19 protein-coding genes are annotated in these 18,242 nt (G+C 69.3%); 8 read left to right on the top strand and 11 right to left on the bottom strand.

Annotated features, from left to right (window positions below; all coding sequences use genetic code 11):
* Nucleotides 1–61: 61 nt before the first annotated feature.
* Entirely contained in the window at nt 62–1,201 is a 1,140-nt protein-coding gene (locus AC4D2O_RS05400; RefSeq protein ID WP_490905600.1) for a mannose-1-phosphate guanylyltransferase, read from the bottom strand.
* A 237-nt stretch (nt 1,202–1,438) separates the two neighbouring features.
* On the opposite strand from AC4D2O_RS05400, the gene sdhC reads away from it, so the two are divergent.
* The 4 genes from sdhC (at nt 1,439) to AC4D2O_RS05380 (ending at nt 5,039) form a co-directional block, all read left to right on the top strand.
* Nucleotides 1,439–1,831 (top strand): succinate dehydrogenase, cytochrome b556 subunit, encoded by a 393-nt coding sequence (gene sdhC / locus AC4D2O_RS05395; RefSeq protein ID WP_490905598.1) that lies wholly within the window; start codon nt 1,439–1,441, stop codon nt 1,829–1,831.
* Nucleotides 1,832–1,836: 5 nt separating this feature from the next.
* Nucleotides 1,837–2,304: a succinate dehydrogenase hydrophobic membrane anchor subunit gene (locus AC4D2O_RS05390; RefSeq protein ID WP_490905597.1), complete on the top strand. Its 468-nt coding sequence runs from the start codon at nt 1,837–1,839 to the stop codon at nt 2,302–2,304.
* 168 nt (nt 2,305–2,472) lie between these two features.
* Nucleotides 2,473–4,251, top strand: coding sequence for a succinate dehydrogenase flavoprotein subunit (sdhA, locus tag AC4D2O_RS05385; RefSeq protein ID WP_490905596.1), 1,779 nt, complete (start codon nt 2,473–2,475; stop codon nt 4,249–4,251).
* Complete coding sequence (locus AC4D2O_RS05380; protein WP_104049193.1) at nt 4,251–5,039, top strand: succinate dehydrogenase iron-sulfur subunit; 789 nt, start codon at nt 4,251–4,253, stop codon at nt 5,037–5,039. The genes sdhA and AC4D2O_RS05380 overlap by 1 nt, the downstream gene beginning before the upstream one ends.
* 129 nt (nt 5,040–5,168) lie before the next feature.
* On the opposite strand, the gene AC4D2O_RS05375 is transcribed toward AC4D2O_RS05380, so the two are convergent.
* The 5 genes from AC4D2O_RS05375 to AC4D2O_RS05355 are packed head-to-tail and all read right to left on the bottom strand — an operon-like array spanning nt 5,169 to nt 9,312.
* Nucleotides 5,169–6,275 carry a YihY/virulence factor BrkB family protein gene (locus AC4D2O_RS05375; RefSeq protein WP_490905594.1) on the bottom strand — a complete coding sequence of 369 codons (1,107 nt, stop codon included), beginning with the start codon at nt 6,273–6,275 and terminating at the stop codon, nt 5,169–5,171.
* Entirely contained in the window at nt 6,235–6,804 is a 570-nt protein-coding gene (locus tag AC4D2O_RS05370) for a 2'-5' RNA ligase family protein (protein WP_490905593.1), read from the bottom strand. Before AC4D2O_RS05370 ends, AC4D2O_RS05375 begins: the two co-directional genes overlap by 41 nt.
* Nucleotides 6,805–6,837: 33 nt before the next feature.
* The gene (trpS, locus tag AC4D2O_RS05365) at nt 6,838–7,929 is read right to left on the bottom strand and encodes a tryptophan--tRNA ligase (RefSeq protein ID WP_490905591.1); all 1,092 of its coding nucleotides are present in this window, start codon (nt 7,927–7,929) and stop codon (nt 6,838–6,840) included.
* 17 nt (nt 7,930–7,946) lie between these two features.
* Nucleotides 7,947–8,771 carry an exodeoxyribonuclease III gene (locus AC4D2O_RS05360; RefSeq protein ID WP_490905590.1) on the bottom strand — a complete coding sequence of 275 codons (825 nt, stop codon included), beginning with the start codon at nt 8,769–8,771 and terminating at the stop codon, nt 7,947–7,949.
* A gap of 52 nt (nt 8,772–8,823) precedes the next feature.
* On the bottom strand, nt 8,824–9,312 hold the full coding sequence (locus AC4D2O_RS05355; protein WP_490905589.1) for a hypothetical protein: 489 nt from the start codon (nt 9,310–9,312) through the stop codon (nt 8,824–8,826).
* A 171-nt stretch (nt 9,313–9,483) separates the two neighbouring features.
* Between AC4D2O_RS05355 and AC4D2O_RS05350 the strand changes: the two genes are divergently transcribed.
* Together AC4D2O_RS05350 and AC4D2O_RS05345 are read left to right on the top strand one after the other, a co-directional pair.
* Nucleotides 9,484–10,263, top strand: coding sequence for a GVDTG sorting domain-containing protein (locus tag AC4D2O_RS05350; RefSeq protein ID WP_490905588.1), 780 nt, complete (start codon nt 9,484–9,486; stop codon nt 10,261–10,263).
* A 12-nt stretch (nt 10,264–10,275) separates the two neighbouring features.
* Nucleotides 10,276–10,980: a class F sortase gene (locus AC4D2O_RS05345; RefSeq protein ID WP_490905587.1), complete on the top strand. Its 705-nt coding sequence runs from the start codon at nt 10,276–10,278 to the stop codon at nt 10,978–10,980.
* Between the two features lie 4 nt (nt 10,981–10,984).
* Here AC4D2O_RS05345 and AC4D2O_RS05340 read toward each other — a convergent pair whose 3' ends face one another.
* From AC4D2O_RS05340 to glyA, 5 genes are read right to left on the bottom strand one after another with little or no spacing between them, the layout of a single operon-like run.
* Nucleotides 10,985–11,818, bottom strand: a complete 834-nt coding sequence (locus AC4D2O_RS05340; RefSeq protein WP_490905586.1) for an ABC transporter permease — start codon at nt 11,816–11,818, stop codon at nt 10,985–10,987.
* A complete protein-coding gene (locus tag AC4D2O_RS05335) occupies nt 11,815–12,687 on the bottom strand; it encodes an ABC transporter permease (protein WP_490905585.1) in 873 nt (290 codons plus the stop codon). The genes AC4D2O_RS05340 and AC4D2O_RS05335 overlap by 4 nt, the downstream gene beginning before the upstream one ends.
* Nucleotides 12,680–13,621, bottom strand: coding sequence for an ABC transporter ATP-binding protein (locus AC4D2O_RS05330; RefSeq protein WP_490905584.1), 942 nt, complete (start codon nt 13,619–13,621; stop codon nt 12,680–12,682). The genes AC4D2O_RS05335 and AC4D2O_RS05330 overlap by 8 nt, the downstream gene beginning before the upstream one ends.
* Nucleotides 13,622–13,640: 19 nt before the next feature.
* A complete protein-coding gene (locus tag AC4D2O_RS05325; protein ID WP_490905583.1) occupies nt 13,641–14,534 on the bottom strand; it encodes a bifunctional methylenetetrahydrofolate dehydrogenase/methenyltetrahydrofolate cyclohydrolase in 894 nt (297 codons plus the stop codon).
* A gap of 28 nt (nt 14,535–14,562) precedes the next feature.
* Nucleotides 14,563–15,870 (bottom strand): serine hydroxymethyltransferase, encoded by a 1,308-nt coding sequence (gene glyA, locus AC4D2O_RS05320; RefSeq protein WP_490905582.1) that lies wholly within the window; start codon nt 15,868–15,870, stop codon nt 14,563–14,565.
* Nucleotides 15,871–16,214: 344 nt separating this feature from the next.
* Here glyA and AC4D2O_RS05315 point away from each other — a divergent pair, with 344 nt between their 5' ends.
* Nucleotides 16,215–17,372, top strand: a complete 1,158-nt coding sequence (locus tag AC4D2O_RS05315; RefSeq protein ID WP_490905581.1) for an FAD-dependent oxidoreductase — start codon at nt 16,215–16,217, stop codon at nt 17,370–17,372.
* Nucleotides 17,373–18,233 carry a formyltetrahydrofolate deformylase gene (purU, locus tag AC4D2O_RS05310; RefSeq protein ID WP_490905580.1) on the top strand — a complete coding sequence of 287 codons (861 nt, stop codon included), beginning with the start codon at nt 17,373–17,375 and terminating at the stop codon, nt 18,231–18,233.
* Nucleotides 18,234–18,242: the final 9 nt, after the last annotated feature.

Genomic DNA, 18,242 nt, shown 5'->3' with positions numbered 1-18,242 from the left:
CCCCACCCGGGACCCGGCGGGTCCGGTGTTCGACAGATCGGCTCCCTGCAGGGCGTCGGCGCTACAGCACGTCGGTGTCACCGCTGGCACGCAGGCGCTCCACGGCCTTCTTGACCTCCTGGGCGTGCTCCTTGGTCGTCACGAGCAGGGCGTCGGGGGTGTCGACGATGACGACGTCGTCGATCCCGATCAATGCGATCACACGCTTGGTGTCGGACACGACGATGCCCGAGGCGTTCTCCGAGAACACGCGCGCGCCCTCCCCCATCACCGTGAGTTCGCTGTTCTCCTCCGCCGGGTTCAGGCGGCCGATCGCGGCGAAGTCCCCGACGTCGTCCCAGCTGAACTCGCCCGGGATCATGGCGACGTCGCCCGCGGCCGCCGCGGGCTCGGCGACGGCGTAGTCGATGGCGATCTTCGGGAGGGTGGGCCACACGCGGCGGGCCACCTCGACGCGCCGGGGGGTGTCCCAGGCCGCGGCGATCTCCATCAGGCCCGCGTAGAGCTCGGGCTCGTTGGCGGACAGGTGCTTGAGCATGAGGTCCACCGGCGCCACGAACATGCCGGCGTTCCACGAGTAGTTGCCACTGTCGATGTACCCGTCGGCGACCTCCTGCGACGGCTTCTCCACGAACTCGATGACGGCGCGGGCGCTGGGGGCGCCCTCGGCCGCGAGCGACTCCCCGGCGCGGATGTACCCGAAGCCGGTGGAGGCGTGGGTCGGCTTGATGCCGATCGTGACGATGTACCCGCAGGCGGCCGTGTGGATGGCCTCGCGGACGGCGGCCTGGAAGACCTCCACGGGCGCGATCACCTGGTCCGCGGCGAAGGACCCCATGATGATGCTCGGGTCCCGCTGGTGCAGGATGGCGGCGGCCAGGCCGATCGCGGCGCCGGAGTCCTTCGGCTCGGACTCGAGGACGAGGTTCATGTCGTCGATCTCGGGCAGCTGCGCGAGGACGGCCCGGCGGTGCACGATCCCCGTGACCACCATGGTGCGGCCGTCGCACAGGGGCCGGAGCCGGTCGTAGGTCGCCCGGATCAGCGTGCTGCCCGAACCGGTGAGGTCGTGCAGGAACTTCGGGGCGGCCGCCCGGGAGAGGGGCCACAGGCGCGTGCCCGTCCCTCCCGCGGGGATGACGCCGTGGAAGCGGTCCAGCACGTTGTCGGGGGTCTGGGCAGCGGCCCTCTCGGTATTCATCGCTTCCACGGTAACCGACGCGCGCCACCGGGCACCGGTGTGTCGCGATCCCGGGCTCACCATCGGCCTCGGCCCCGGTGGTGACCCCGGTGTTAACAAGGTCACAGGTGAGGCCCCCCTAAATTGAACGGAGAGTGTCACCGGCCTAGATTATTCTTATCTGAAGAGTGCTGTCGCACTGGCGTAATCACTGCGTATATCGCGCTAACGCCCTCGCGATGCAGGGAGGTAATTTCAATGCCGAAGACACTGACACCAGCAGGCACCCTTTACCGCGGCCGTGAGGGCCAGTGGTCCTGGGTCGCGCACCGCATCACCGGGGTCGTGATTTTCTTCTTCCTCCTCGTGCACGTGCTGGACACGTCCCTCGTCCGTGTGTCGCCCGAAGCGTATGACGCCGTGATCGCCTCCTACAAGAACCCGATCATGGGCCTCGGTGAGCTCGGCCTCGTCGCGGCCATCGTGTTCCACGCCTTCAACGGCATCCGGCTGATCCTCGTGGACTTCTGGAAGAAGGGCCCCAAGTACCACCGGCAGATGCTCTGGGGCGTCGTGGGCCTCTGGGCGCTCGTCATGATCGCCTTCTCGATCCGCCATCTCTCGCACGTCTTCCACGTCTTCGGAGGTTAGGACCCATGGCTACCCCAATCATCGAAAGCCCCCGTTCCGGACGCGTCGCCCCGGGCTACTCCCGCACCACCAGCTCGCGCAGCAACTTCGAGATGGTCGCGTGGCTGTTCATGCGGATCTCGGGCGCCATCCTCGTGGTGCTGATCTTCGTCCACCTGTACGTCAACCTCATCGCCGGTGACGGCATCACCGGGATCGACTTCGGCTTCGTCGCCGGCAAGTGGGCGAGCCCCCTGTGGCAGATCTGGGACCTCACCATGCTGTGGCTCGCCATGCTGCACGGCACCAACGGCATCCGCGTGATCATCAACGACTACGCGGACAAGAACAGCACCCGCATGTGGCTCAAGGGCGTGCTGTACACGGCGACCGTCGTCATCGTGGTCCTCGGCACCCTCGTGATCTTCACCTTCGATCCCTGCCCCGTGATCGACGGCGTGGCCCACGTCGCGGACTACTGCCCCGCTCCGTAGCAGCGCCCATCGGTACTGCCGATCAGTACCGACCCCAGCACTGACCAACAGCGCTGATCTCCAGCGCTGACGAGCAGTAGCTGCCGTTTCCCGGCAGCACCAGCACGGCGGGCTCATCGCAGCGCCCCCCGGGCACCACCACCGGTTTCAACAGAAAGAGCGACCAGCATGCAGGTCCACAAGTACGACGTCGTCATCGTCGGCGCAGGTGGCGCAGGGATGCGCGCAGCCATCGAATCGGGCCAGCGCGCCCGCACCGCCGTCCTGACGAAGCTCTACCCCACCCGCTCCCACACGGGTGCGGCGCAGGGCGGCATGTGCGCGGCACTCGCCAACGTCGAAGAGGACAACTGGGAGTGGCACACCTTCGACACCGTGAAGGGCGGCGACTACCTGGTCGACCAGGACGCCGCCGAGGTCATGGCGAAGGAGGCCATCGAGGCCGTCCTCGACCTCGAGAAGATGGGTCTGCCCTTCAACCGCACCCCGGAGGGCCGCATCGACCAGCGCCGGTTCGGCGGCCACACCCGCGACCACGGCAAGGCCCCGGTCCGCAGGTCCTGCTACGCGGCCGACCGCACCGGGCACATGATCCTCCAGACGCTCTATCAGAACTGTGTCAAGCACAACGTCGAGTTCTACAACGAGTACTACGTGCTCGACCTGCTGATGGTCGACCAGGAGGTCACGGTCGACGGCGAGACCCGCATCCAGAAGCGCGTGGCCGGAGTCGTCTCCTACGACCTGGCCTCGGGCGAGCTGCACATCTTCCAGGCCAAGTCGGTCGTCTTCGCCTCCGGCGGCGTCGGCAAGGTCTACAAGACCACGTCGAACGCCCACACCCTGACCGGCGACGGCATGGGCATCGCGTTCCGCCGCGGCATCCCCCTCGAGGACATGGAGTTCTTCCAGTTCCACCCGACCGGCCTCGCCGGTCTCGGGATCCTCCTGTCCGAGGCGGCCCGCGGCGAGGGCGCCATCCTCCGCAACTCGGAGGGTGAGCGCTTCATGGAACGCTACGCCCCGACCATCAAGGACCTGGCGCCGCGCGACATCGTGGCCCGCTCCATGGCCAACGAGGTGCGCGAGGGCCGGGGAGCCGGCCCGAACAAGGACTACGTCCTCCTCGACCTCACGCACCTCGAGCCCGCGCACATCGACGCGAAGCTCCCCGACATCACCGAGTTCGCCCGCACCTACCTGGGCGTCGAGCCCTACACGGAGCCGGTACCGGTCTTCCCCACGGCGCACTACGCCATGGGCGGCATCCCGACCAACATCAAGGCCGAGGTCCTGGCGGACAACGACACCGTGGTGCCGGGCCTGTACGCGGCCGGCGAGGTGGCCTGCGTGTCCGTCCACGGATCCAACCGCCTCGGGACCAACTCGCTGCTCGACATCAACGTCTTCGGCAAGCGCGCCGGCCTCGCCGCCGCGGAGTACGCACTCACCGCGGACTTCGTGGAGATCCCCGAGAACCCGACGGTCGAGACCGAGGAACTCCTCAACCGGGCACGCAGCTCCGAAGGCGGAGAGCGCGTGGCGCTGATCCGCAAGGAGCTGCAGGACATCATGGACGCCAACGTCCAGGTGTTCCGTACCGAGGAGACCCTCCTCGAGGCACTGCGTGTCATCGATACACTGGAGGAGCGGTACACGCGCATCACGGTGCAGGACAAGGGCAAGCGGTTCAACCTGGACCTGCTCGAAGCCGTGGAGCTCGGGTTCCTCCTCGACATGGCGAAGGTCATGACCGCGGCGGCCCTGCACCGCAAGGAGTCCCGCGGCGGACACTTCCGCGAGGACTACCCCGAGCGCGACGACGAGAATTTCATGACCCATTCCATGGCCTACAAGGACCCCAGCGCCACTGCCACCAGCGGCGTCCGCCTTGAGACCAAACCGGTTATCTTCACCCGATACCAGCCCATGGAGCGAAAGTACTGATGAGCACCGAAACGATGGAGAAGGAGCCGGCCTCCAAGGTCGAGCTCGCACCCGGTGTCGGCGGCGGCGGAGAGATCCCCACGTTCGACATCACCCTGAAGGTCCGCCGCTACAACCCGGAGGTCTCGGACGAGGCGCACTGGGACGAGTGGAAGCTGACCATGTACGGCACGGACCGCGTGCTGGACGCCCTGCACAAGGTCAAGTGGGAGCACGACGGCTCGGTCTCGTTCCGCCGTTCCTGCGCGCACGGCGTGTGCGGCTCGGACGCCATGCGGATCAACGGGCGCAACCGGTTGGCCTGCAAGACCCTCCTGAAGGACCTCGACACGTCCAAGCCCATCCTGGTGGAGCCCATCAAGGGCCTGCCCGTGGAGAAGGACCTGATCGTGGACATGGAGCCTTTCTTCCAGTCCTACCGCGAGATCATGCCGTTCCTGATCAGCAAGGGCCACGAGCCCGCGAAGGAGCGCCTGCAGTCCGCCGAGGAGCGCGATCGCTACGACGACACCACCAAGTGCATCCTGTGCGCGGCGTGCACGTCCTCGTGCCCCGTGTTCTGGACCGACGGCCAGTACTTCGGCCCCGCGGCGATCGTCAACGCGCACCGGTTCATCTTCGACTCGCGCGACGACGCCGGAGACATGCGCCTCGAGATCCTGAACGACAAGGAGGGTGTGTGGCGTTGCCGCACCACCTTCAACTGCTCGGAGGCGTGCCCGCGTGGCATCCAGGTCACCAAGGCCATCTCCGAGGTCAAGCAGGCGATCCTGACCCGCAAGATCTGATCCGGACACACCGCCGGTGATGCCGGAGCACCGAGGGCGGCCCCTGTACAGGGGCCGCCCTCTCGTGTTCCCGGAGTGTCATCGCGAGACCGGTCAGGGCCCGACGGCGGCACAGCCGGGCGCTGCGCGTCAGGGGTAGCTGCTGCCTGCGCTGCGGCTCCTGCGGCGGCTGCGCTGCCACAGGGTCCCTGCTTTCGCGTGGTGTTCCCGGTCGGAGACCACGCCCGCGTCCGCCGTGCCGATCGCGCACCAGGCGGTGGCCAGCAGGTACACCTGGCTGAGCAGGAAGAACCAGATGAACAGGGCGAGGATCACGGCGAAGGACAGCAGCAGCGGGTTGTTGCCGAAAGCGCCGAGGATCTGGGCCGAGAACGTCCGCAGCAGGGTGGTGCCGAGCCCCGCGATCAGTGCGCCCTGGATCAGGACCCGCCGTGGCATCTCGATGGCCGACGCGGAGTGGAACAGGACCACGGCCACGAGGATGTCCAGCAGGATCATCACGGCGAAGCCCGCTGCCTGCGTCATGAGCTGGTCCACGACGTTCAGGCGCAGGACGGCGAGCAGGGCACCCACGGTGTTGTTGGCCACCACCCCGAGTCCGGTGGTCACCACCATGATCACCCCGAGGAGCGCGAGGGTCCCGAGGTCCTTCGCCCAGAGGACCACCGGGTGGACCGCGACGGGCGGCAGCGCGAAGATACCGCGCATCGCCTGCCGCATCCCCCCGATCCAGCCGAGGGCCGTCACGAGCATGACCACCGAGGACACCACGATCGCCCAGCCGAGTCCGCTGGTGACCTCGAAGAGCCGCTCTGCAGTCACCAGGCCGCTCTCGCCGCTCGCGTCGCCGATGAGCCCGGGAACCGCCTGGTCGAGTGCATCGACCGAGATCTCCCGGAGTTCCTCGTCGCCCGCGATCACGATGCCGAGGGCGGCGAACGCGACGACCAGGAGCGCGGCGATCGCGAAGAACAGGCGGTAGGCCAGTCCTGCCGCCATCAGGGGCCCGCGCCGCTCGTTGTACAACACGACCACCCGCACCGGGCGCAGCGTGAAGAACCGGCACAGCAGCAGGTCCACCCGCGCGAGCAGGAGCTCCGCTCCCCCGCCACCGGAACGGGTCAGCCGGCCGACCCTGACCTGCGCGTCGATGACCCTGCGCTGCAGATCGGGCAGGCTGGCCGGGGACGGCTGGTCAACCCGCGGCGGCTTCGGAGCTGTCAGCGTCTTCGCCAAAGTGCAGCTCCTCCCTCAGTTTCCACAGGCCCGACTGCACATGCTCGTAGAGTCCCATGCCCCGCACCTCGAAGGAGGCGTCGAAGGCGCGGAGGACCTCGGCAGCAGCGTCGAGTCCCGCCGCGGAGACGTCGTGGGCCACCGTGACGTGCGGGTGGAACGGGAACTCGAGGTCGCGGTCGAGCGGCCCCGCCTGGAGCTTCGCGTGCAGCGCGACGCACTCGTCGAAGCCCTCCACGAGGTTCAGGAACACCACGGGCGAGACGGGCCGGAAGGTACCGGTGCCGTGCAGGCGCACCGTGAACGGGCGCTGGCGGCGGGCCACGGAGCGCACGTGGTCGATGGTCTCGTCCCAGTCCGTCGCGGGCGTCGTGGTGATCAGGGTGATGTGGGGCGGCGCGACCGCCGCCATGGGGTCGCCGAAGGACGCCCGCCACGACTCGAGGTCACCGGCGAGCGGCTCGGGGATGGGGATGGTGACGCCGACGCAGCTGCCGCTCGGGCGCGGGCCGGCGAGGGCTGTCACCATTCCGTGGGGCTGACCGTCCGAGGCGCACATGGATCAGAGGGCCCCCGCGCCGGGGAGGAAACCCACGCGTGAGTACACGTCTGCCAGCGTGGGCGCCGCGAGATCGCGGGCCTTGGCCGCACCCTTGGCCAGCAGGCGGTCGAGCTCGGCGGGGTCGGACAGGAGTTCCTCGGCGCGAGTCCGGACGGGCGCCAGCGCCTCGACGACCACGTCGGCGAGGTCCACCTTCAGGTGCCCGTACATCCGCCCCTCGTAGTCCGCCTCGAGCTCCGCGATGGACCGGCCGGACAGCGCCGAGTAGATGGTGAGCAGGTTCGAGACACCGGGCTTCTCCGCCGGGTCGAACCGGATCTCCGTGCCCGTGTCGGTGACGGCGGAGCGGATCCGCTTGGCTGTGGTCTTCGGATCGTCGAGCAGGTTGATCAGCCCCGCGGGCGACGGGCCCGACTTCGACATCTTCGCCGTCGGATTCTGCAGGTCGTAGATCTTCGCCGACTCCTTCTGGATGAAGGGCTGCGGAAGCGTGAACGTCCGGCCGTATCGCGTGTTGAATCGCTGCGCCAGGTCACGGCTGAGCTCCACGTGCTGGCGCTGGTCCTCGCCCACGGGGACGCCGTCGGGCTGGTACAGCAGGATGTCGGCGGCCTGCAGGATGGGATAGGTGAACAGGCCCACGCTTGCGGTGTCGGTCCCCTGCCGGGCCGCCTTGTCCTTGAACTGGGTCATGCGGGACGCCTCACCGAACCCGGTGAAGCAGTTCAGCACCCACGCGAGTTGCGCGTGCTCCGGGACGTGGGACTGCACGAAGAGGGTGGCCCTGTCGGGGTCGACGCCCCCGGCGATGTACTGGGCGGCCGTGAGCCGGGTCCGCTGCGCCAGTTCCTGCGGATCCTGGGGGACGGTGATGGCGTGCAGGTCGGGGATGAAGAAGACGGCGTCGTAGGTGTCCTGGAGGCGCACCCAGTGCACGAGCGCGCCCAGGTAGTTGCCGAGGTGCAGTGAGCCCGCGGAGGGCTGCATGCCGGAGAGGATGCGCTGGCGCCGGCCGGTGTCCGCGGTGGCTGTCGACGATGTCTCGGCGGATGTCCCGGCGGATGCCTCGTGGGCTGTCGTGGTGGCTGTCATGGAAGCTGTCCTGGGGTCTAGATCTGGTAGTCGACGACGAGCGGGGCGTGGTCGGAGAACCGCGTGTCCCAGCTCGGTGCCCTGTCGACCTCGGCGCTCACGGCGCTCTTCGCAAGGGCCTGCGTTGCCAGCTGGTAGTCGATGCGCCAGCCCGTGTCGTTGTCGAAGGCCTTGCCCCGCCAGGACCACCACGTGTAGGGCCCGTCGACCTCCCCGGCGAGGAGCCGGGCGACATCGAGGAAACCGCACTCGTCCGAGAAGAACCGGTCGAAGTAGGCCCGTTCCTCGGGCAGGAACCCGGCGTTCTTGACGTTGCCCTTCCAGTTCCTGATGTCGAGCGGGGTGTGGCCCACGTTGAGGTCACCCATGACCACGGCGTGGTCCGCGCCGTCCCGGAGCTCGGGCAGGCGCGTGATCATCGCGTCGAGGAAGCGGTACTTGTCGTCCTGCTTCTGCGTGCCGACCTCGCCGGAGTGGACGTAGGCGCTCACCACGGTGAGGCTCGCACCGTCGATGTCGAAGTCGGCCTCGACCCACCGGCCGGACGTGTCGAAGTAGCTGCCGCCGATGGTGGTGCGCGTGGCGGTCGGTGCCCGGCGGGAGGCGATGGCGACGCCGGCGCGGCCCTTGGCCTCGGCCTCGGTATGGAGGATGTGCCAGTCCTCCCCCAGGAGGCTGCGGACGACGGCATCGGGCGCGCGGACCTCCTGCAGGCAGAGGATGTCGACGTCGCGCCCGTCCAGCCAATCCTGCATGCCGCGCTTGTAGGCGGCGCGGATCCCGTTGACGTTCACGGAGGCGATGCGCAGGGGTTTCTGCGGGAGGTTCGGTGCCTGGCTCACCCGATCAACCTTACCCCGGAGGGTACCTGCGGTGCTCCCGGCGGGACGCCCGTCACTCGACGACGGTCCCCTCGACAGGGCCCTCGTTCGACCCCTTCATCATGGAGCGGGCATTGTGCGAGGTGATCTCGATCGTCTCGAGCGCGCGCTCCACCATTCCCTCGTCGCTGCCGAGGTAGTCGCGGACCACTCCCACCTGCACCTGCACGATCTTGAAGCTGTGGTCGAGCTTCAGGTCCCGCGCCCGGTCGGCGGCGACGGGGCCGGAAGGCGCCTGCCCCGCAGGACCGAAGGCGCCGGAAACCTGCAGGCGGGCCGCGGCTTTCCGCGCGGCGGAGCGTAGGCTGAAGACCACGAAACTGAAGATCAGGAGCCACCCCAGCGAGATGATCACCACCAGCCAGCCGATCACGTCGTTCTGGTTCGCGGCAAAGACCACGGCGACCAGGAACACGACAAGCATGACGGCCATCCCGGCACTGCCCATGCGCATGCTCACACCCCGGCCCGCAGGCCGCTCATTGCTCCCTAGTGACTGCATGGGATCATTCTTCCGCATGACCCGGCCGGCCCCGGCGCCTTCCACCGCAGGCGAACTGTCAGGATTCTCGAAGTCTTTTCCCATCTCCTCCAATCCGTGATGCCGATCACCGCGAAGTACTGACATGCGCGCCCCACAGCGCGCCTTACTCGCTCTATGGAGGAACTACCCATGAACAAGAAGATGCGCTTCCTCGCAGTACCAGCCCTCGCCATCAGTGCCGTCGCCATGGCAGGCTCGCCCGCCATGGCCGCACATGACGGCTCCTACTCCTCGACCCTCGGCCAGCTCAACGGCACTACGGGGACCGGCACCATCACCCTCGACGTCGCAGGTGACCAGGCCACCGTCAACCTTCAGGTCTCCGGTCTCGCCCAGACCTTCATGGACGCACCGTACCCCCACGTCCAGCACATCCACGGTGGAGCCGAGGGCGTCTGCCCCACGCCTGCCGACGATGCCAACGGTGACGGCATCGTCAACGTCGCCGAAGGCGTCCCGGGATACGGCGACATCCTCACGACCCTGACCACCTCCGGTGCGTCGACCCCCGCCGAGGGACTCAACCTCGCCCTCGGCGGCCAGGGCGGCACCTACTCCATCAACCGCACCATCACCATCGATGAGGCCACCCAGAAGTCGCTCGCCGCCGGCACCGCCGTCGTCGTCGTGCACGGCCTGGACCCGGCAACTGCCGGCGTCTCACCCGAGGTCTTCGGCAGCCCTTCCGAGATCGCTCCCGAGCTTCCCCTCGGCGCAACCTCGCCCGCCCTGTGCGGCACGCTCATGAAGACCCAGATGGGCGAAATGCCCTACGGCGGAGCCGACACCGGTGTCGCCACCGAGTCCTCCAGCTCGACCGGGATGCTCGCCCTCGGTGGCGGACTCGTCCTCGCAGCAGCAGCCGGCGGAACCTACGCCGTCCGCCGTCGCGCAGCACAGAACGTCTGATCCTGGTCGCTCGTGACCAGTAAAGCAACCGACCACCGCTGGGGCCTCACGGCTCCGGCGGTGGTCGCCCTTTTCCTCCTCGCCGGCTGCGGCTCCGCCGACTCCACGGCGCCGTCCGAGCCGCCTGCCGCGAGTTCCCCGGCGGCCGTCGCGACGCCGTCCGCCACGCCCTCGACGCCGTCCGCCGCGCCCTCGACGCCTGCCGCCGGCGCCTCCGGCGGGACCGCGCCGGGTCCTGTCGCAACGGCACAGCCCCCGGTCCTCGCCGCCTCCGCCCCCGTGACGCTCGAGATCCCCTCCATCGGTGTCAGGACGGATCTGCTCCGCCTCGGTCTCCGCGAGAACCGGAGCCTCGAGGTGCCACCCGACAGCCCGGGCGCACCGGCCGGCTGGTACGATCAGTCCCCCACCCCGGGCGACCGCGGGCCCGCTGTGCTGCTCGGCCATGTGAACGCGACGGACGGCGGCAAGGGTGTCTTCGCCGAGCTCCGGGAGCTCGAGGCCGGCGACCGCATCAGCGTCACCCGCGAGGACGGCACGACGGCGGTCTTCGAGTTCCAGCGCGGGGAGGCGTACCAGAAGGACGAATTCCCCACCCTGACGGTGTACGGCAACACCCCGGGCTCCGAGGTCCGCCTCATCACGTGCGATGGCTACAACCCGGACACGGGCGAGTTCGACGACAACTACGTGGTGTACGCCACCCTCGTGGTGTAGCGCCCTACTTCAGGAACAGCTTCCGCAGGCGCAGCGTGGTGAGGAGCATCCCGACGGCGATCATCACGAGGAAATAGCCGAGGTGGACGATCGTGGCAGGGGTGAACGAGGCGACGCTGATCTGCCGGAGCAGTTCGACCCCGTGCCACAGGGGCAGCGCCTGGATGAACCACTGGATGCCCTGGGGGTACACAGCGAGCGGATAGAACGTGGCCGAGAACAGGAACATCGGCAGCATCACGAAGTTGATCCACTCCATCTGCTGGAACGTCTTCATGAAACTCGTGATCCCCATCCCGAAGGACGCGAACCCGAACGCGATCAGCACGGACGCGGGGACCATGAGCAGCGCCACGGGCGTGGTGAGGAGCCCCATGAGGCCCATGACCGCGGTGAAGCCCGTCGCGTACAGGGCTCCGCGCAGGAGGGCGAGGAAGATCTCCCCGAGTGCGACGTCGAGCGGGCCGAGCGAGGTGTACAGCATCCCTTGGTAGAGCTTCGCGAAGTTCATCCGGAAGAAGACGTTCCAGGTGCTGTCGTAGACGGCACCGTTCATGGCGGACACGGCCAGGAGTGCCGGGGCGATGTACGCCGCGTAGCTGATCGGTTGCCCGTCGGGCCCCTCGACCGATCCGACGAGGGTCCCGAGACCCACGCCCATCGACAGCAGGTACAGGACGGGTTCGAAGAACCCGGACACGATGACGAGCCAGTTGTTGCTGCGCGTGGCGAGGAGGCCCCGCGCGATCACGGCCTTCGCGTTGCGTGAGTAGAGCGCGGCCAGCGGCCTCTTCGAGCCGTCCAGCGCGTAGTCGGCGGCGGTGAGCTGCGTGGTCATCTGCCCAGCCTCCGTGCGTAGACACGGCGGGCGAGCCGGAGACCGACGGCAGCGAGGATCACCAGGAAGAGCACATGCACGGTGGCGAGCCACGCGGGCAGCGGCTGGCCGTAGGTCAGGGCCCTGCCCAGCTCCGTGCCGTGCCACAGCGGGGAGATCCAGCCGATCCACTGCAGGAAGACGGGGAGCGTGGTCAGCGGGAAGAACGTGCCGGAGAAGAGGAAGAGCGGCATGACGACGAACCGCATGACGAGGGCGAACTGCCCCTTGTCGTCCTCGACACTCGCGGCGTACGCCATGAGCGGGAGACCGAACGCGAGACCGCTGAGCACGGCGACGGGGACCGCCAGGACACCTGCCGGCTGGGGCGAGGCGCCGAAGGCCGCCACGATCAGGAAGTAGACGATCGTGGTCACGGTCAGGCGGACCGTGATCGCGAGGACGTGGCCGTGGACGATCTGGTCCGTGCCGAGCGGCGAGGCGTGCGGTCCGTAGTAGACCCGCCGCCACTTGAAGCCGTCCATCACGGGGTACGTGAATTCGGTGGCCGCCGTCATGATGGTCGCCGAGGCGAGCAGCGCGGGTGCGATGAACACGAGGTAGCTGACACCACCGAAGACGCTCCCGGAGTTCCGGTCGACCAGGGTCGCGAGACCCACGCCCATCGCGAACAGGTACATCACCGGTGTCCCGACGCTGGTGGCCAGCAGGGTCCACTTGTAGCCGTTCATGGCCCTGAGCACGTGCTCGGCGTAGTACCACGAGCCGAACGCGCGGGCGCGGCGCGCGGACACCTCCGGCTTGTGCGCGTGCAGCCGGTACGCCGGGCCCGCGTTCTCCTGCACGCCGGCGGACGAGTGGTCAGTCAACGAGGCTCCTCCCGGTCAGGCGCAGGAACACGTCCTCGAGGGATGAACGGCGCACGAGGGACGTGACGGGCCGCAGCCCGCGGGAGACCACCTGTTCGAGCGCCGCCTCCCCGTCGTTCGCGTAGATCAGCACGCGGTCCGGCAGCGGCTCGAGCCGCTCGCCGATGCCCTGCAGCTCGCCGGCGACCGTGGTGTTGCGCTCGGACCCGAAGCGCAGCTCGAGGACCTCGCGGGTGGAGTGCTCGCGGATGAGCTGTGCCGGCGATCCCTCGGCCATGATCCTGCCCTTGTCGACGACGACGAGCCGGTCGCAGAGCTGCTCCGCCTCGTCCATGTAGTGCGTGGTGAGGATCAGGGTCACCCCCGATTCCTTCAGCCGGAACAGTCGGTCCCACAGGATGTGGCGTGCCTGGGGGTCCAGGCCCGTGGTGGGTTCGTCCAGCAGGAGGATCTTCGGCTCATTGATGAGCGAGCGGGCGATCGTCAGGCGGCGCTTCATGCCGCCCGAGAGGGAGTCGACCTTCGCGCCCGCCTTGTCGGTGAGCTGCGCGAACTCCAGCAGTTCGTCGGCCTTGGGCTTGAGGTAGCTCATCGGCAGCCCGAAGTAGCGGCCGTAGACGAGCAGGTTGTCGCGCACGCGCAGTTCCTCGTCGAGGTTGTCCTGCTGCGGCACGACGCCGAGGTGCGCGCGCACCTCGGGCCCGTGTTCCTGCGGGTCGAGGCCCATGATGGTGAGGTCCCCGGACGTGCGCTGGGACACGCCGCCGATCATGCGCATGGTGGTGGACTTCCCGGCGCCGTTGGGGCCGAGGAGGCCGAACGACTCGCCCGCGGGGACGTCGAAGGAGATACCGTCCACCGCCGTGAAGTCGGCGTAGTGCTTGCTGAGCCGGTGCGCGGAGATGACCGGTGGACCGGCGAGGGGTGTAGGCACCCGCCCAGCCTAGGCGATGCTAGGCGGATGCAGCCCGACGCTCGGCCGCCTCGACGACATTGGTCAGCAGCATGGCCCGGGTCATGGGGCCCACGCCGCCGGGGTTCGGGGACAGCCAGCTCGCCACCGTCGCCGCGGCGGGGTCGACGTCGCCCGTCAGCTTCGCCTTGCCCGTCACCGGGTCCTCGACGCGGCTGACACCGACGTCGAGGACGATCGCCCCGGGCTTCAGCTGCTCCGCGGTGATCATGTGCGGGATCCCCGCGGCGGCGACGACGACGTCGGCGCGCGCCAGGTGCTCGGCGAGGTCCACGGTCCCGGTGTGCGCGAGGGTCACGGTGGCGTTGATCTGCTTGCGCGTCAGCAGGAGCCCGAGCGGACGTCCGACCGTCACGCCGCGCCCGACGACGAGCACGTCGAGCCCCGTGAGGGCGACGTCGTGCCGGAGCAGGAGTTCCACGATGCCGTGCGGCGTGCAGGGCAGGGGTGACGCCATGGGCGCGTTGACGTTGAGCACGAGCCTGCCGAGGTTGGTCGGGTGCAGGCCGTCGGCGTCCTTGGCCGGGTCGATGCGCTCGAGGATCGCGTTCGTGTCGATGTGCGCGGGCAGAGGCAGCTGCACGATGTAGCCGGTGGTGGCGTCGTCGGCGTTCAGCTCGTCGAGGACCGCCTCGAGCTCCTCCTGCGTGATGGTGTCGGGCAGGTCCCGCCGTACCGAGGTGATGCCCACCTCGGCGCAATCGCGGTGCTTGCCGGCCACGTAGGAGGAGCTTCCGGGATCATCACCGACGAGGACCGTGCCGAGCCCGGGCGTGATGCCGAGTTCCCGCAGCGCGGCGACCCGCTCGGCGAGTTCGCGCTTGATCTGTGCGGCGGTGGCCTTCCCGTCGAGGATACGTGCCGTGGTGCTCATGCGGATCGTCCTCGTCCCCGCCCGATGCCTACCACTGCTCCTGGCCCGGGTAGAGCGGGAAGTCCGCGGCGAGCGCGGACACGCGGGCGCGGAGGGCGTCGACGTCGGGGGCCGGCTTCAGCGCGGCGGCGATGATCTCGCCGACCTCGGTGAACTCGGTGGCCCCGAAGCCGCGGGTCGCCAGCGCCGGCGTGCCGATGCGGAGACCGGAGGTGACCATGGGCGGGCGGGGGTCGAAGGGGACGGCGTTGCGGTTGACCGTGATGCCCACGGAGTGCAGCACGTCCTCCGCCTGCTGACCGTCCAGCGACGAGTTGCGCAGGTCGACCAGGACGAGGTGGACGTCCGTGCCGCCGGTGAGCACCGAGACGCCGTGCTCGGTCACGTCGGGAGCGGTGAGTCGGTCGGCGATGATGCGTGCGCCCTCGAGGACGCGGCCCTGGCGTTCCTTGAACTCGGCGGAGCCGGCGATCTTGAAGGCCGTGGCCTTGCCCGCGATGACGTGCATGAGGGGCCCGCCCTGCTGGCCGGGGAAGACGTTGGAGTTGATCTTCTTTGCCCACTCCTGCTTCGCGAGGATCACACCGGAGCGCGGCCCGGCGAGGGTCTTGTGCACCGTGGAGGTGACGACGTCGGAGTGCGGCACCGGGCTGGGGTGGACGCCGGCGGCGACGAGGCCCGCGAAGTGCGCCATGTCCGTCCACAGGAGCGCGCCGACCTCGTCGGCGATGGACCGGAAGGCCGCGAAGTCGAGCTGGCGGGGGTATGCCGACCAGCCGGCGATGATGACCTGGGGCTTCTCGGCGAGTGCCTGCTCGCGGACCCGCTCCATGTCGAGGCGATGGGTGTCCTCCTCCACGCCGTAGGCGGCGACCTCGTAGAGCTTTCCGGAGAAGTTGAGCTTCATGCCGTGCGTGAGGTGCCCGCCGTGCGCGAGGGAGAGGCCCATGATCTTGTCGCCGGGCTTGATCATGGCGGAGAGGGCGGCGGCGTTGGCCTGCGCGCCGGAGTGCGGCTGGACGTTCGCGAACTCCGCGCCGAACAGGGCCTTGACGCGCTCGATCGCGAGGTTCTCCGCGACGTCCACGTGCTCGCAGCCGCCGTAGTAGCGGCGGCCGGGGTAACCCTCCGCGTACTTGTTGGTGAGGACGCTGCCCTGCGCCTCGAGGACGGCGCGGGGGGCGAAGTTCTCCGACGCGATCATCTCGAGGGTGTCCCGCTGCCGTGCGAGCTCGTCGCGGAGGACGGCGGCGATCTCGGGGTCCACCTCGGACAGGGGTGCGTTGGTGACGGAATCGGCGGCAGCGTGGGACGCGGCCATGGGCGAGGTGGTCATCGGTCGATCCTTCTCTGGGTGTCACGGGGGGGGGGGGGGGGGTCAGCGTGCGTCGCGGGCCGGCGGATCGGTGTCCGCGCGGCAGGAACGTGAGACGTGACCCGCGGCCCAGGCGTGCGATCCGTGGTCTGCACTGGAAGCGCAGGATCTCCCGGGGGCCCTGGTTCCGCGCCGCTTCCTGGTGGTTGCCCACCCTACGCCAGTCGCGACGATCCCATGCTAGCTGCACCGCGGGCCGCGTCGCCACCGGCGCCCGCGGCTCCGCAGCGGGGCCGGAATAGGCCGAGCCCCGGCGCCGTTCCGGTCAGCGGATCGGCGAGCGCCGGACCGGAGAGGGCGCTGTCATGCGCGGGACGGAGCGGGCGGCGGCGGAGGCTCTGACGCATCGGGTGCGCGTGGTCGTGATCGGCGCAGGGCAGGCCGGGCTGAGCAGCGCCTACTATCTCGCCAGGCGGGGCCTCGCACCGCATCGCGAGGTCGTGCTCCTCGACGCTAATCCTGCTCCGGGCGGCGCCTGGCTGCACCGGTGGCCCTCCCTGACGTTCGACGCCGCCCACGCCCTGCACAGCCTGCCCGGTCTCCCCCTCGAGAGGCCGGACCCGAAGGAGCCGGCCTCGGCCGTCGTGAACCGCTACTACGGCGCCTACGAGCGCGAGTTCGCCCTGCCGGTCGTCCGCCCTGTCACCGTGCTCCGCGTTGAACCGGAGGACGACGGCGGCGCCGATCTTCCCGACCGGGCCGATGCGGGGCCACTGAGGGTCACGACGACGGGCGGCACCTGGATCGCCGACGTGGTCATCAACGCGACGGGCACGTGGGACCGCCCCTACTGGCCCTACTATCGCGGGCGGGACGTCTTCGCCGGACGCCAGCTGCACACGCACGACTTCCGGTCGGCGGCCGAGTTCGCGGGGCAGCGTGTCCTCGTGGTGGGGGGCGGGACCTCCGCCGTGCAGTTCCTGCTGCAGCTCGCGGATGCCGGTGCCGACACGGTGTGGTCCACGCGCCGCCCGCCGGCCTTCACACGGCGTGTCTTCGACCCGGAATGGGGGCGGGAAGTCGAGGCAGAGGTCACCGCGCGGACGACCGCCGGCCTGCCGCCGGCCAGCGTGGTGTCCGTCACCGGGCTGTCACTCACGCCGCAGTACCAGGCGGGGATCGACGCCGGGATCCTGGTCTCGCGCGGTCCCCTCGCCGAGCTGCGGGAGCACTCGGCCGTGCTCGCCGACGGCTCCGAGGAACCCGTCGACGCCGTCCTCTGGGCGACCGGTTTCCGCGCTGCGCTCGACCACCTCGCACCGCTGCACCTCCGGGAGCCCGGGGGCGGCATCCGGACGGACAACGTGCGTGTCGCCAGGGACCCCCGGCTCCTGCTCGTCGGCTACGGCGCCTCCGCCTCCACGCTCGGGGCGTCCCGTGCCGGGCGTGCAGCGGCGCTGGCGGCCCTGGACAGGCTGCGCGGCCTCACCCCCGGCGCGGGAGCTACCGGTACGCTGGCTTAGGTGGACTCCCCCGACGCATCATCCTCGTACTCCCTCACGCTGTCCTGCCCTGACAGGCCCGGGATCGTGCACGGCGTCTCCGGCGCCCTGGTCGGCGTGGGCGCGAACATCACGGAGTCCCAGCAGTACGGCAGCCCGGACACGGGCACGTTCTTCATGAGGGTCGACCTGACCACCGGGGCCGGCCTGCAGGACCTGCGCACTGCACTCGAGCCCGTGGCAGCGGAGTTCGGCATGCAGTGGTCGCTCGTGGAGGCGGCCCGGCGCACCCGGACCCTCATCATGGTGTCGAAGGCCGCACACTGCCTGAACGACCTCCTGTTCCAGCACCGCTCGGGAACGCTCGCCATCGACATCCCCGTGATCGTGTCCAACCATCGGGACCTCGAGGGCCTCGCGGCGTTCTACGGCGTCGAGTTCCACCACATCCCGGTGACACCGGAGACCAAGCAGGACGCCGAGGATGCGCTGCGCGCCCTGATCGACCGGCACGACATCGAACTCGTGGTCCTCGCCCGCTACATGCAGATCCTCAGCGACGGACTCTGTGAGGACCTGCGCGGCCGCGCCATCAACATCCACCACTCGTTCCTGCCGTCGTTCAAGGGCGCACGCCCCTATCACCAGGCCCACGCGCGCGGCGTGAAGCTGATCGGCGCCACGGCGCACTACGTCACGGCCGTCCTGGACGAGGGCCCGATCATCGAGCAGGAGGTCATCCGCGTGGACCACGCGCGGACGGCCGAGCAGCTGGCCTCGATCGGGCGCGAGCTCGAGGGACGCGCCCTGGTGCAGGCGGTGCAGTGGCACGCCGAACGGCGGGTCCTGCTCGACGGACGCCGCACGATCGTCTTCAACTGACGCCCTGCT

This window comes from Arthrobacter sp. TJ-238 (assembly GCF_058269215.1).
This window is presented reverse-complemented; position numbering and strand designations above follow the sequence as displayed.